At 74.5% G+C, this 12539-nt stretch carries 15 protein-coding genes; 9 read left to right on the forward strand and 6 right to left on the reverse strand.

Annotation, left to right across the window (positions count from 1 at the left end; all coding sequences use genetic code 11):
* The coding region (locus NWP10_RS07185; RefSeq protein ID WP_258300382.1) for a general stress protein at nucleotides 1-548 on the reverse strand (548 nt) is incomplete at its 3' end.
* Nucleotides 549-640: 92 nt separating this feature from the next.
* Here NWP10_RS07185 and NWP10_RS07190 point away from each other — a divergent pair.
* Genes NWP10_RS07190 through NWP10_RS07200 form a run of 3 tightly spaced genes read left to right on the forward strand, consistent with a single transcriptional unit; the run spans nucleotide 641 to nucleotide 3897 of the window.
* Complete coding sequence (locus tag NWP10_RS07190; RefSeq protein WP_258300383.1) at nucleotides 641-1909, forward strand: magnesium transporter MgtE N-terminal domain-containing protein; 1269 nt, start codon at nucleotides 641-643, stop codon at nucleotides 1907-1909.
* Between the two features lie 39 nt (nucleotides 1910-1948).
* Entirely contained in the window at nucleotides 1949-2752 is an 804-nt protein-coding gene (locus NWP10_RS07195) for a DUF1003 domain-containing protein (protein ID WP_258300384.1), read from the forward strand.
* On the forward strand, nucleotides 2749-3897 hold the full coding sequence (locus tag NWP10_RS07200; RefSeq protein ID WP_248193469.1) for an Mrp/NBP35 family ATP-binding protein: 1149 nt from the start codon (nucleotides 2749-2751) through the stop codon (nucleotides 3895-3897). Before NWP10_RS07195 ends, NWP10_RS07200 begins: the two co-directional genes overlap by 4 nt.
* A gap of 15 nt (nucleotides 3898-3912) precedes the next feature.
* On the opposite strand, the gene NWP10_RS07205 is transcribed toward NWP10_RS07200, so the two are convergent.
* Together NWP10_RS07205 and NWP10_RS07210 are read right to left on the reverse strand one after the other, a co-directional pair.
* Nucleotides 3913-4518 carry a twin-arginine translocase TatA/TatE family subunit gene (locus NWP10_RS07205; RefSeq protein WP_184170250.1) on the reverse strand — a complete coding sequence of 202 codons (606 nt, stop codon included), beginning with the start codon at nucleotides 4516-4518 and terminating at the stop codon, nucleotides 3913-3915.
* 60 nt (nucleotides 4519-4578) lie between these two features.
* A complete protein-coding gene (locus NWP10_RS07210) occupies nucleotides 4579-5445 on the reverse strand; it encodes a zf-HC2 domain-containing protein (protein ID WP_248193473.1) in 867 nt (288 codons plus the stop codon).
* Nucleotides 5446-5660: 215 nt separating this feature from the next.
* Here NWP10_RS07210 and NWP10_RS07215 point away from each other — a divergent pair, with 215 nt between their 5' ends.
* The gene (locus NWP10_RS07215) at nucleotides 5661-6311 is read left to right on the forward strand and encodes an O-methyltransferase (RefSeq protein WP_017489062.1); all 651 of its coding nucleotides are present in this window, start codon (nucleotides 5661-5663) and stop codon (nucleotides 6309-6311) included.
* Nucleotides 6312-6375: 64 nt separating this feature from the next.
* Here NWP10_RS07215 and NWP10_RS07220 read toward each other — a convergent pair whose 3' ends face one another.
* The 3 genes from NWP10_RS07220 to NWP10_RS07230 form a co-directional block, all read right to left on the reverse strand.
* Nucleotides 6376-6546: a DUF3117 domain-containing protein gene (locus NWP10_RS07220; protein ID WP_017489063.1), complete on the reverse strand. Its 171-nt coding sequence runs from the start codon at nucleotides 6544-6546 to the stop codon at nucleotides 6376-6378.
* Between the two features lie 178 nt (nucleotides 6547-6724).
* On the reverse strand, nucleotides 6725-7069 hold the full coding sequence (locus NWP10_RS07225) for a cell division protein DivIVA (RefSeq protein ID WP_158494368.1): 345 nt from the start codon (nucleotides 7067-7069) through the stop codon (nucleotides 6725-6727).
* Complete coding sequence (locus tag NWP10_RS07230) at nucleotides 7066-7866, reverse strand: TIGR00730 family Rossman fold protein (protein WP_258300385.1); 801 nt, start codon at nucleotides 7864-7866, stop codon at nucleotides 7066-7068. The genes NWP10_RS07225 and NWP10_RS07230 overlap by 4 nt, the downstream gene beginning before the upstream one ends.
* Nucleotides 7867-7978: 112 nt before the next feature.
* Between NWP10_RS07230 and NWP10_RS07235 the strand changes: the two genes are divergently transcribed.
* The 5 genes from NWP10_RS07235 to NWP10_RS07255 all read left to right on the forward strand — a co-directional run.
* Complete coding sequence (locus NWP10_RS07235) at nucleotides 7979-8803, forward strand: amino acid ABC transporter ATP-binding protein (protein WP_017489066.1); 825 nt, start codon at nucleotides 7979-7981, stop codon at nucleotides 8801-8803.
* Between the two features lie 39 nt (nucleotides 8804-8842).
* Nucleotides 8843-9733 carry a glutamate ABC transporter substrate-binding protein gene (locus NWP10_RS07240; protein WP_017489067.1) on the forward strand — a complete coding sequence of 297 codons (891 nt, stop codon included), beginning with the start codon at nucleotides 8843-8845 and terminating at the stop codon, nucleotides 9731-9733.
* Nucleotides 9734-9839: 106 nt separating this feature from the next.
* Complete coding sequence (locus NWP10_RS07245) at nucleotides 9840-10520, forward strand: amino acid ABC transporter permease (protein WP_017489068.1); 681 nt, start codon at nucleotides 9840-9842, stop codon at nucleotides 10518-10520.
* Nucleotides 10517-11404, forward strand: a complete 888-nt coding sequence (locus NWP10_RS07250; RefSeq protein ID WP_258300386.1) for an amino acid ABC transporter permease — start codon at nucleotides 10517-10519, stop codon at nucleotides 11402-11404. The genes NWP10_RS07245 and NWP10_RS07250 overlap by 4 nt, the downstream gene beginning before the upstream one ends.
* Nucleotides 11405-11476: 72 nt before the next feature.
* A partial coding sequence (locus NWP10_RS07255) for a methyltransferase (protein ID WP_258300387.1) occupies nucleotides 11477-12539 on the forward strand: 1063 nt, incomplete at its 3' end.

A 12539-nucleotide genomic window follows, 5' to 3' on the forward strand; every position in this document is an offset into this window, starting at 1 on the left:
GCCTGCGGGGCCGCGGGGGCCGGCGTCGCCGGGGACGTGGAGACCGCCGCGGCGGCCGTGGCGGCCGCCCCGCCGAGGCCCAGCTCGGTGCGGGCCCGGGCGGCGTGCTCGAAGGCGACCACGAGGTCGTAGCCTGTGGGCACCACGGCCTGGGAGGAGGCGAAGCCGTGCCGGCCCTTGCGCATCCCGAAGCCGATCACGCCGAAGATCAGCCACACGGCCAGGCCCAGCAGCATCGAGGTGAGGATCTGCCCCGCGCCGCCCTCGGGCGTGAGGAGGAAGAGGAAGACGCCGATCAGGCCGCCGAAGAAGACGCCGCGCACGCCGGCGGACAGCGCCACCTGCGCGTAGTTCAGGCGGCCGCGCACGCGCTCGACCACGCGCAGGTCCTTGCCCACGATCGACACCGCGCTCACCGGGAAGTCCGTGGCCGCGAGGCGGTCCACCTGCTCGCGCGCGTCCGCGTACGAGGCGTAGGTGGCCAGGAGCTCGCCGCGGGGCAGGCCCCGGTCGGCGCCGGGCGGGGGGCTGGACAACATGAAGGACATGACCCCATTGTGCCCGCCCGGGCGCGGGGCGGGGCGGGACTTCGCCGTGCGCAGACACGGGGCGCACGGGGCGCACGCCGTAGGCTGGGGCGGTGAGCTCCCCCAAGATCTTCGTGGCCCGCCTGCTGGGCCTGGACGTCTTCGACCCCCTGGGCGACCGCCTCGGCCGGCTGCGGGACGTCGTCGTCCTGGACCGCGGCCCCGCCGTGCCCCCGTTCGCCACCGGCCTCGTGATCGAGGTGCCCGGCAAGAAGCGCGTCTTCGTGCCGATGACGCGGGTGACCTCCATGGACTCGGGGCAGATCATCACCACCGGCCTGATCAACCTGCGCCGGTTCTCCCGCCGCGGCGCCGAGCAGACCGTGGCCGCCGACCTCTTCGACCGCCGCGTGCGGCTCACGGACGGCTCCGGCGAGGCGTTCCTGGAGGACATCGGCCTGGAGCAGCAGCGCAACGGCGACTGGCTGGTCGCGGACCTCTACGTGCGCCGGATCGTGGGGCGGGGCCCCTTCGGCCGGGCCCAGCGCGGCGAGCACCTGCTGCTGGACTGGGACGAGGCCCGCTGGACCGGCCAGGCCGAGCCCCAGGCGGCCACCAGCTTCCTCGCCGCCCACGAGGACCTCAAGCCGGCCGACCTCGCGGACATGCTCCACGAGATGCCGGAGAAGCGGCGCGTGGAGGTGGCCCGCGAGCTGCAGGACGAGCGCCTCGCGGACGTGCTCCAGGAGCTGCCCGACGACGACCAGGTGCAGATCCTCTCCCAGCTGGACATCGACCGCGCCGCGGACGTGCTCGAGGAGATGGACCCGGACGACGCCGCCGACCTCCTCCACGAGCTGCCCGACTCCCAGCAGGAGCTGCTGCTGGAGCGCATGGAGCCCGAGGAGGCCGAGGACGTGCGGCGCCTGCTCGAGTACGAGGAGGGCACCGCGGGCTCCGTCATGACGCCCGTGCCCGTCATCCTGCCGCCCGAAGCCACCGTGGCCGAGGCCATGGCCACCATCCGCCAGCAGGAGATCTCCCCCGCCCTGGCCTCCCTGGTGATCGTGGCCCGCCCGCCGCTGGAGACGCCCACGGGCCGATTCCTCGGCGTGGTCCACTTCCAGCGGCTGCTGCGCTACCCGCCGCCGGAGGCCGTGGGCAACATCATGGACAAGGATCTCGAGCCCGTCTCGGACCTCGCCCCGATCGCCCACGTCACCCGCGAGCTGGCCACCTACAACCTCACCAGCATCCCCGTGGTGAACGAGCACCACCGCGTGGTGGGAGCCGTGAGCGTGGACGACGTCCTGGACCACATCCTCCCGGACGACTGGCGGGCCATGGACCACGACGACCACGATCCCCGCCCCGCAGCCTGACCCCGCGGCCTGCCGCCGCCCGACACCGGAGGAGTGACCATGTCCCAGACGTCCCGAGACGCCCGCCCGAGCCGGGGCACCGGCCTGGACACCCCCCTGAGCGCCAGCGGGCGCCGGGTGCCCCGCCTCGCGCCCAATCCGGACGCGTTCGGCGAGGCCACCGAGGGCATCGCCCGGTTCATGGGCACGCCGCAGTTCCTCGTCTGGATGACGCTGTTCTGCGCCGCGTGGCTGGGATGGAACACGTTCGGCCCGGAGGACCTGCGCTTCGACTCGGCGGCCCTGGGCTTCACGGCGCTCACCCTGATGCTCTCGCTGCAGGCCTCCTACGCGGCGCCGTTGCTGCTGCTGGCCCAGAACCGCCAGGACGACCGGGACAAGGTTGCCCTGCGCGAGGACCGGGACCGGGCCGAGCGGAACCTCGCGGACACCGAGTTCCTCACCCGGGAGATCTCCGGGCTGCGCCTGGCCGTCCAGGAGGTCGCCACCCGCGACTTCGTGCGCGGCGAGCTGCGCGGGGTCCAGGAGGAGCTGCGCGAGGCCGTGCGCGCCGAGCTGCGCGAGGAGATCCGGGCGGAGCTGCGCGCCGAGCTGGCCGAGGGCCGCGGCGAGCGGACCGACCTCGGGGCCGAGCCCCGCCCCCGCAGGCAGAAGAAGCACAAGGGCCGGGACCGCGGCCGGGACGAGCGGCGCGCCGGCGACGACGGCGTGGACCCCTCCACCACCACCCTCGCGGTGATCGCGGCGCGCGAGGCCGCCCAGGCGGCGCAGTCCGCGCAGGCCGGGCAGGAGGCCGGCCGCGCCGTCGACGGCCGGGACGACGCGGACGGAGCCGCCCGATGAGCGATCTGGGCCTGCACGTGCCCGAGGTCCGCACGGACCTGGAGCGTCGGGTCCTGGACCGGCTCGCCACCGTCCAGGACCCGGAGATCCGCCGCCCGGTGACGGAGCTGGGCATGGTGGAGTCGGTCGTGGAGACCGCCCCCGGCACGGTCGAGGTGACCGTGCTGCTGACCATCGAGGCCTGCCCGCTGCGCGGGACCATCCAGGGCGACGTCGCGGCCGCCGTCGCCGACGTGCCCGGCTGCGACGCGGTGGACGTGCGCACGGGCGTGATGAGCCCCGAGCGCCGGCTGGCCCTGCAGGACGCCTTGCGCGCCGCCCGCCCGGCCAACCCCTTCGGCGAGGGCTCGCTGACCCGGGTGCTCGCCGTGGCCTCCGGCAAGGGCGGGGTGGGCAAGTCCTCGGTGACCGCCAACCTCGCCGTCGCCCTGGCCGCCCGCGGGCTGGCCGTGGGCCTGATCGACGCGGACGTGCACGGCTACTCCATCCCGGGGCTGCTGGGCGTCACCGCCTCCCCCACCAAGCTGGACCGCATGATCCTGCCGCCCGTGGTGCGGGACGTGAAGGTCATCTCGATCGGCATGTTCCTGGACGAGGACCGGCCGGTGGCCTGGCGCGGGCCCATGCTGCACCGCGCCCTCGAGCAGTTCGTCACGGACGTGCACTGGGGCGACCTGGACGTGCTCCTCGTGGACCTGCCCCCGGGCACCGGGGACATCGCGATCTCGACGGCGCAGCTGCTGCCCGCCTCCGAGCTGCTCGTGGTCACCACTCCGCAGCACGCCGCCGCCCAGGTGGCGGCGCGCGCCGGCCAGCTGGCCGAGCAGACCGGTCAGGCCGTGGCCGGGGTGATCGAGAACATGGGCCCGATGACGCTGCCGGACGGCACCGTGTTGGACGTGTTCGGCGCCGGCGGCGGCCAGGAGGTCGCGGACCGGCTGGCGCGGGTGCTGGGCTCGGCGGTGCCCCTGCTGGGCTCCGTGCCGCTGGACCCAGCCCTGCGCCGCGGCGGCGACGCCGGCGACCCGGTGGTCCTCTCCGCGCCGGACAGCCCCGCGGGACGGGCGCTGGCCGGGGTCGCCGAGCGCCTCGCGGTGCGGCCGCGCGGCCTGGTCGGGCGGCGACTGCCCCTGTCCCCGCGCTGAGGCGCGGGCGGCGGCTCAGGTGGCGTCGACGTCGTAGGGGGCCGGGGCCAGCCCCAGCAGCTCGAGGGGGTCCGGCTCGACGGCGGGCCGCTCCTCGGCGACGGCCTCCTCGGCGCGGCCCGAGGCCATCAGCGCGGCCGCGGCGCCGCCCACCGCGGCGCCCGTCGCGAGCGAGGCGCCCGCGGCCGGGGCCGCGGATCCGGAGGACGCCGCCGGGGCGGCCGAGCTGCCGGCGCCGGCCGGGCGACGGAAGAGGGAGCGCGGATCCATGTCCACGAGGTCCTGGCGGGTGAGGCCGCCGTGCACGTCCTCGGCGCGCACGCCGGTGGCGGCCGAGGCGCGGGAGGCGGGGGTGGAGGAGCCGCCGACGGGCTCGCGCAGGGCGTCCCGGATGATCCGGCGGGGGTCGTACTGGCGGGGGTCGTACTTGCGCCAGTCCACCTCGTCGAAGTCCGTGCCGGTCTCCTCCTTGAACTGCGTCTTGGCCCCCTCGGCCTTGTCCCGCAGGGTGCGCAGCCACTCCGTGAGCATGCGCGTGTACTCCGGGAGCTTGTCGGGCCCGAGGATCACGATCGCGAGCACCACGAGGATGACCAGCTCGGAGCCGTTGATACCAAACACGATCCGCACTCTACTAGAGCACGGTGCGCGCGGACGCGGGATGCGGGGACCGCGGCGGGCTCAGTCCCGAACGCGGGGCACGGACTCCACGATGCGCTCGATGCCGCGCTCGAGGCGCTCCTCCACGGCGTCCGGGCCGCCGAGCTCGCGCACCCGCGAGCGCTCCGAGACGAGCAGGTGGGTGAGGACGGCGTCGGCGCGCTCGTCCGGCAGGCGGGCCTCCACGCGGTAGGCGGCCTGGGCGGTGGTCAGCTCGGCGGTCCACGCCCCGTCCGCCTCGGCGGGCTGGATGCGGTAGACGTCCCCGCCGGTGAGGGTGCGCTCCTGGGCGTCCTCAGGCAGCGGGGCCGCGGACGCGCAGCCCTCCGGGGCGGCTCCGGCGATCCGCGGGCGGCACTCGCGCACCGTCACGGTGGGCTCCTGCAGGCCCCAGCCGACGACGACCTCGACGTCCCGCGGCGTCTGCGCCGCGTCCACGGTGAGAGGCTCGAGGCCCGCCCCGAGCAGGGAGGGCACGGTCCAGCCGTGGCCGCGCAGCTGGGCGACGGCGACGCGCCCGTCCGCCGACCCGCCGCTCACGAGGCCGACGGCGTCCGTGGGGCTCGGAGCCAGCCGGGCCACCCCGGCCCGGGGCGCCCCGGCCATCCAGACGGCGGCGAGCAGGCCGCCGACGAGCACCACAAACGCCAGCAGTCCCACGACGACGCGGCCGGAGATCCCGCGCGAGCGCAGCACCGGGGAGGCGACCACGCCGGCGGGGCGCTGGTGGACGGTGCGGGCGGCGTCGAGGACGCGGGCCCGGGCGCGGACAGCGGCGCGGCAGTCGGGGCAGCCGTCCAGGTGGCGGGCGATGCGCCGGCGGGAGGCGGAGGGCAGGGCGTCCTCGAGGTAGGCGTCGAGGTGGCGAAGCGTGTGTCCACGTCCCATGCGACTGCGTCCTCCGTCCTCGTCGGCCCGCCGCGAGGGCGGGCGGCCCGGCACCGCCCTCGCGCTCGCCGGGACGGTCGGTCTGCTCCGCGCTCCATCATCGGACCGGCTCCTGGGAGAATTCTGAGTCGGACGTGCGAACCTGCCCGTACACTGGCCCGCGTCGCCTGCGCCGCGGGCGCGTCCCCCACACCCTCGTCGTCCCGGAGTCAGCCATGAGCGCCCTGCAGCCCCAGCCCACCGTCAAGCACGCCTCGTGGGCGTGGACGGAGAGCCGCGGCGTCGAGGACGAGGTGGTGCTGCGGGCGCGCGAGCGCTCCGCCGAGCTGGACGTGCGCCCCGTGAGCGAGGGGACGGCGGCCCTGCTGACCGTCCTGGCCGCCACGCGCGCGCCCTCGGCCGTGGTGGAGGTCGGCACGGGCGCCGGCGTCTCGGGGCTGGCGATGATGCGCGGCCTGCCCGAGCGCACCGTGCTGACCACCGTGGACCCGGACGCCGAGGCCCAGCGGGCCGCCCGCGAGGCGTTCTCCGAGGCCCGCCTGCCCACCGGCCGGACCCGCATGATCACGGGCCGCTCCCGCCTGGTCCTCCCCCGCCTCACCAGCGGCGCCTACGAGATGGTCGTGGTGGACGGCGACCCCGCCTCCCGCCAGTTCGACGTGGAGCAGGCCGCGCGCATGCTCGCCCCCGGCGGCGTGCTCGTGCTCGTGGACGCCCTCGACGCCGACCGCGTGCCCCGCCCGGCCGTGCGCGGGGAGTCCACGGTCTCGGCCCGCGCCGTGGACCGACTGATCCGCGAGGACGAGGGCTGGGTCTCCGCCGTCGTGCCCTCCGGCACGGGCGTGCTGATCGCCGTGCGCCGCTGACCCCGTCGAATGCAGGAACCCCGCGCACCGTGACGGTGCGCGGGGTTCCGCATGCGGTCGGCGTTCAGCCCTGGATGACGCCCTCCAGGCACTCCTTGAGCTCGCGGGCCTCGTCCGCGTTGATCTCCAGCACGAGACGGCCGCCGCCGTCGATCGGCACGCGCATGATCAGGCTGCGCCCCTCCTTGGTCACTTCCATGGGACCGTCCCCGGTGCGGGGCTTCATGGCGGCCATTGCGACTTCCCTTCTGGATGATGTTCCCGTCTCGACGTCCGGCGACCGCGGGAGCGGGCGTGTCCGGACGCCTCCGGCACCCGCGCGCACAGTCGCACGCGAGGCCGGTCACATCACCATTATCGCGGACGGCGCGCCGCCGCGCCAAACGCGGGCCCGTCCGCGCGGCGGGCGACGCTCAGCGCGGCCCCGTCCGCTCGGCGTCCCGGGCGGCGTCCGCCTCGAGCTCGGCGAGGCGCGCGCGCAACGCGGCGACCTCGTCTTCGTGGTCGGCGAGGGCGTCGCGCAGGCGCAGCAGCACGGCGTCCACCTGGTCCCGCTGGTAGCCGGGCACGGCCACGGCGAGCCGCACGAAGGCCACGTCGTCGGCCCGCGGCCGCTCGGGCAGCGCCACGGGGTGGACCGGAGCCTGCCCCGCGGGCTCCCCGGCCCGCAGGGTGAGGCGGCCGGCGGCCGCGGCGGCCAGGGCGGCCACCACGACGACGAGCGCGGCGATCACCGCGATCCACAAGGGCGTGCTCACGGGGCACCCGGCCCGCACACACGCAGCACGCAGTCGACGGCCTCCTCGGCCGTCTCCACCACGTGGAAGATCTCGGGGTCCCCCGGCGAGATCATGCCCCGCTCCACGAGCGTGCCCCGGATCCAGTCCACCACCGGGCCCCAGAAGGTGGAGTCCACGAGGACCACGGGGAACCGGGTCACCGTGCCGGTCTGCACGAGGGTCAGGGCCTCGAACAGCTCGTCCAGCGTGCCGAAGCCGCCGGGCAGCACCACGAAGCCCTGCGCGTACTTCAGGAACATCACCTTGCGGGCGAAGAAGTAGCGGAAGTCCACCCCCACGTGCACCCACTCGTTCAGGCCGGCCTCGAAGGGCAGCTCGATGCCCAGGCCCACGGACTCGCCGCCGGCCTCGTGGGCGCCGCGGTTGGCCGCGGCCATCGACCCGGGCCCGCCGCCGGTGATCACGGTGAACCCGGCCTCGGCCAGGCGGGCCCCCACCGCGCGGGCCAGCGCGTACTCGGGGCTGGCCTCGGGCGTGCGGGCCGAGCCGAACACCGAGACGGCGGGGCCGATCCCGGCCAGGGTGCCGAAGCCCTCCACGAACTCGGCCTGGATGCGCAGCACGCGCCAGGCCTCGGAGGTGGTGGAGGCCAGGTCGGCGGCGGGCGGCAGGGCGTCCCCCGGGCGGCGGGCGTCGAGCAGGAGCTGGTCGAAGGTGGGCCGGCGGGCGGCCTCGCCGCGCAGCACCTGCCCGCCACGGCGGACGCGCTCGGGCGCGGGGACGGCGTCGGTCCTGGGGTGCTGGTCGGGGTCCATGGCGCCAGCCTAGCGAGCGGGCCCGCCGGGGCGTCCGGCGTCGTCCCCGCGGCGCGGCGTCGAGCCCGTCGACGCGCGGGGGCGGAAGTGAGGTGCGCTATATTCCAGTGCCATGACGCAGATCACGCCTGAGGAGCCCCACGGCGCCCACGCCCGCGACGAGGCGGCCCCGCGCCGTCCGCGTGCGGCCCCGGGCGACGACCTGATCGTCCTCGAGAACGTCAACAAGCACTTCGGGGACTTCCACGCGCTGAAGGACATCGACCTGCGCATCCCCCGCGGCCAGGTGGCGATCGTGGTCGGCCCCTCGGGCTCCGGCAAGTCCACGCTCTGCCGCACCATCAACCGCCTCGAGACCATCGACGACGACGGCGGCCGCATCCTCCTCGACGGGCAGCCCCTGCCGGCCGAGGGCAAGCAGCTGGCCCAGCTGCGCGCCGAGGTGGGCATGGTGTTCCAGTCCTTCAACCTCTTCGCGCACAAGTCGATCCTCGAGAACGTCACCCTGGGACCGATCAAGGTCAAGGGCAAGCGCAAGGCGGACGCCGAGCGCCACGCCATGGAGCTGCTCGAGCGCGTGGGCGTGGCCCAGCAGGCCAAGAAGATGCCCGCCCAGCTCTCCGGCGGCCAGCAGCAGCGCGTGGCCATCGCGCGCGCCCTGGCCATGGAGCCCAAGGCGCTGCTGTTCGACGAGCCGACCTCCGCCCTCGACCCCGAGATGGTCCAGGAGGTGCTGGACGTCATGGTCCAGCTCGCCGAGGGCGGCATGACCATGGTGGTCGTCACCCACGAGATGGGCTTCGCCCGCAAGGCCGGGGACCGCGTGGTCTTCATGGCCGACGGCGCCATCCTCGAGGACACCGACCCCGAGTCGTTCTTCACCGCCCCCCAGCACGAGCGCGCCCGGGACTTCCTGGGCAAGATCCTCGCGCACTGACCCGTCCCCGTCCCCCGCACCGACCCCGAGGAGAGCACCATGTTCCGCAAGAAGCTCCTGACCCTGTCCGCCGTCACCGCGGCGGCCGCCCTGTCCCTGACCGCCTGCTCCCCCTCCGCCCAGCAGGGCGGCGGCGAGGGCTCCGGCTCCGCCTCCGCCGGCGGCTCCCAGTCCGCCGGCTCCGGCGAGGGCCTGCGCATCGGCATCAAGTTCGACCAGCCCGGCCTCGGCTTCCGCGAGGGCTCCGGGGCGCCCACCGGCTTCGACACCGACGTGGCCCGCTACGTGGCGGACAAGCTGGGCGTGGCCGAGGGCGACATCGAGTGGGTGCAGACCCCGTCCGCCAACCGCGAGAACGCCCTGGAGAACGGAGAGGTCGACATGATCTTCGCGACCTACTCCATCACCGACGCCCGCAAGGAGCGCGTGGACTTCGCCGGCCCGTACTTCGTGGCCGGCCAGGACCTGCTCGTCCGCGCGGACGACACCGAGATCACCGGCCCGGACGCCCTGGACGGCAAGAACCTCTGCTCGGTCACCGGCTCCACCTCCGCCCAGAAGATCAAGGACCAGTTCGCCTCCGGCGTGAACCTGGTGGAGCAGGGCGGCTACGCCGAGTGCGTCACCTACCTCGAGTCCGGCCAGGTGGACGCCGTGACCACGGACGACATCATCCTCGCCGGCCTCGCGGCCACCGACGCCAACAAGGGCAAGTTCAAGGTCGTCGGCAACACCTTCACCACCGAGCGCTATGGCGTCGGCATCGCCAAGGGCGACGACCGCTGCGAGGACATCAACGAGGCCATCAAGGAGATGAAGGACTCCGGCGCCTGGAAGGAGTCCCTCGACGCCAACACCGAGGGCACCGGCTACGAGTACGACGAGGCCCTGAACTCCGGCGCGGACGCCGAGTTCGAGTCCTGCTCCTGATCCCACCCGTCGCGGGGCGGGCCCGGGGCGTGACCTGAGCGGTCCGCCCCGGCCCGCCCCGCGTCGATCCGGCCCCGTCAGCCCCGTCCCGACCCTCGGAGAAGTCATGGAATCGATCTCCTCGCTCCTCGCGGACTACGGCGCGGACATCCCGCTCGCGTTCTGGACGAACATCAGGCTCGCGTTCCTCGCGACCCTGGGCTCGTTCGTCCTCGGCGTCGTGCTCGCCCTGTTCCGCATCTCCCCCGTGCCCTCGCTGCGCGCGATCGGCACCGCCTACGTCAACGTCGTCCGCAACACCCCGCTGACGATCATCATGCTCCTCGGCGTGCTCGCCGTCTGGGGCCAGCTGAAGATCACCTTCTCATCGGACTTCACGCTGAACTTCTTCATCTACGCCGTGATCGCCCTCTCGCTGTACCACGCGGCGTTCATGTGCGAGGCCATCCGCTCCGGCGTCAACACGGTGCCCCTGGGGCAGGCCGAAGCGGCGCGCGCCATCGGGCTCGGGTTCCTGCCCGCGGCGCGGCACGTCATCCTGCCGCAGGCCCTGCGCGGCGCCATCACCCCGCTCGGCAACACGGTCATCGCGCTGACCAAGAACACCACCGTGGCCGCCGCGGCCTCCGTGGCCGAGGCCTCGGGCCTGATGAAGCGCATGATCGAGTTCAGCCCGGACGTGATGGTGGCGATCTTCCTGACCTTCGCGATCGGCTTCTGCCTGATCGTGATCCCGATCGGCCTGCTCACCACGTGGGCCTCCGACAAGTGGGCGGTGGCACGATGAGCTCCCAGGCCTCCGTCCTCTTCGACGCCCCGGGCCCCCTGGCCCGCCGGCGCATCCTGATCGCCAACCTCGTCGCGCTCGCCGCGGTGCTGGCCCTGGCCGTCGTCGTGCTGATGCGCATGGCGGACGCCGACCAGCTCGAGGCACGCCGCTGGACCGCCGCCCTCGACGCCAACGCGTGGACGAACTACTACCTGCCCGGACTGCAGTTCACCGTCCAGGCCGCGGCCATCGCGGTGCTGACCTCCGTGGTGTTCGGCCTCGTGTTCGGCTTCCTGCGCCTGGCGCCGTTCGCCCCCGTCCGAGGCGCCGCGGGCCTCGTGGTGGAGTTCTTCCGTGCCGTGCCCGTGCTCATCATGATGGTGTTCTTCTACCAGGTGTTCGCCCAGGTGGCGCGCACCGGGGTGATCGCCCCCGCAGACAGCCCGTACTACGCGGTGATCGTCGCCCTGACGCTGTACAACGGCTCCGTGATCGCCGAGCTCGTGCGCTCCGGCGTGCGCTCCCTGCCCAAGGGCCAGCGCGAGGCCGCCGCGGCGGTGGGCATGACCAGCACGCAGTCGCTGCGCCTCGTGGAGGTCCCGCAGGCGCTCATCGCGATGCTGCCCTCGCTCCTGAGCCAGTTCGTGGTGATCCTCAAGGACTCCGCGCTGGGCTACCTGATCGGCTTCTTCGAGCTGCTGCAGTACGCCCGCCAGCTCGGCTCGGGCCAGGGCAACATCCTGCAGTCCCTCGTGGTGGCGGCGCTGATCTTCATCGTCATCAACTTCCTCCTCACGTGGGCGGCCACCCGCCTGTCCCGGCGGCTGTCCTCGCGCACCGCCGGCGACGCCGGCGCCCCGACCACGCCCGTGGCCGGCGCGCCGACGGACAAGCCGGCCTGACCGGCCCCGCACGACGACGGCGACCCCGGCTCCGGCGCACGTCGCGCGCTCGCGGCCCTCGTCTCCGTGTGGATGCTCGGCGACGCCGCGGACGCGGCGGACGTGGCCGCGGCCCTGCCCGCCCTGGGGCTCGACGGGGCGCGCGAGGCGGGCCTCGTGGTCGAGGAGGGCGGGGGCACGGTGCGGGGCACCGTGGACCTGTCCCCGTACGAGGCGGACGAGCCGGGTCGGATGTGGGTGGCCTCGGACCAGACCGCCCTGCAGCGGCGCGGCCCCCTGCCCGAGGACCACGTGCTCGGCATCGGCCGTGCCTCGCTCACCCTCGCCGGGGCCACGCAGCGTCGGCCCGTGGCGCGCGCCCTGGACGTGGGCGTGGGCTGCGGGATCCAGACGCTGCACCTGCTCGCGCACGCCGAGCATGTCACGGCCACGGACCTCTCCGAGCGCGCCCTCGAGTTCACCCGCTTCAACCTGCTGCTCAACGCGGACGTGCTGGGACTGGACCGGCAGCGGCTCGAGGACCGCGTGCGCCTGGTGACCGGGGACATGCTGGAGCCGGTGGCGGGGGAGCGGTTCGACCTGGTGGTCTCCAACCCCCCGTTCGTCATCACCCCGCGCACGGACCCGGACGCGCCCGTGCTCACGTACCGCGACGGCGGCCGGGAGGGGGACCGGATCGTCGCCGAGCTGGTCGCCGCGCTGCCGGAGCACCTGACCGAGGGCGGCACCGCGCAGCTCCTGGCGAACTGGGAGATCCCCGCGGGAGCGGCGGCGATCCCCGCAGCAGCGGCCGCGTCCGCTGACGGCGATCTCACTGACACCGCTGGCCCCGCGCCCTGGGACGCGCGGCCGCGTTCGTGGATCGCGCCGGGCATGCAGGGGTGGATCATCCAGCGTGACGCCCAGGATCCCGCCGGCTACGCGGAGACCTGGCTGCAGGACTCCTCGCTCGAGCTGGACCCGCACCGCTACGAGGCCGCCTACCGCGGCTACCTCGAGGACTTCGCGGCGCGGGGCGTGGCCGGCGTCGGCTTCGGTCACGTGTGGCTGCGCCGGCCCGCCGCGGACGGCTCGCAGGGGCGGGCGTGGACGGTGGCGGAGGAGCTGACCCCGCCCCGTCTCTTATACACATCCG

The organism is Micrococcus sp. HG099, from assembly GCF_024723355.1.
GTDB classification, from domain to species: Bacteria; Actinomycetota; Actinomycetes; order Actinomycetales; family Micrococcaceae; genus Micrococcus; species Micrococcus endophyticus.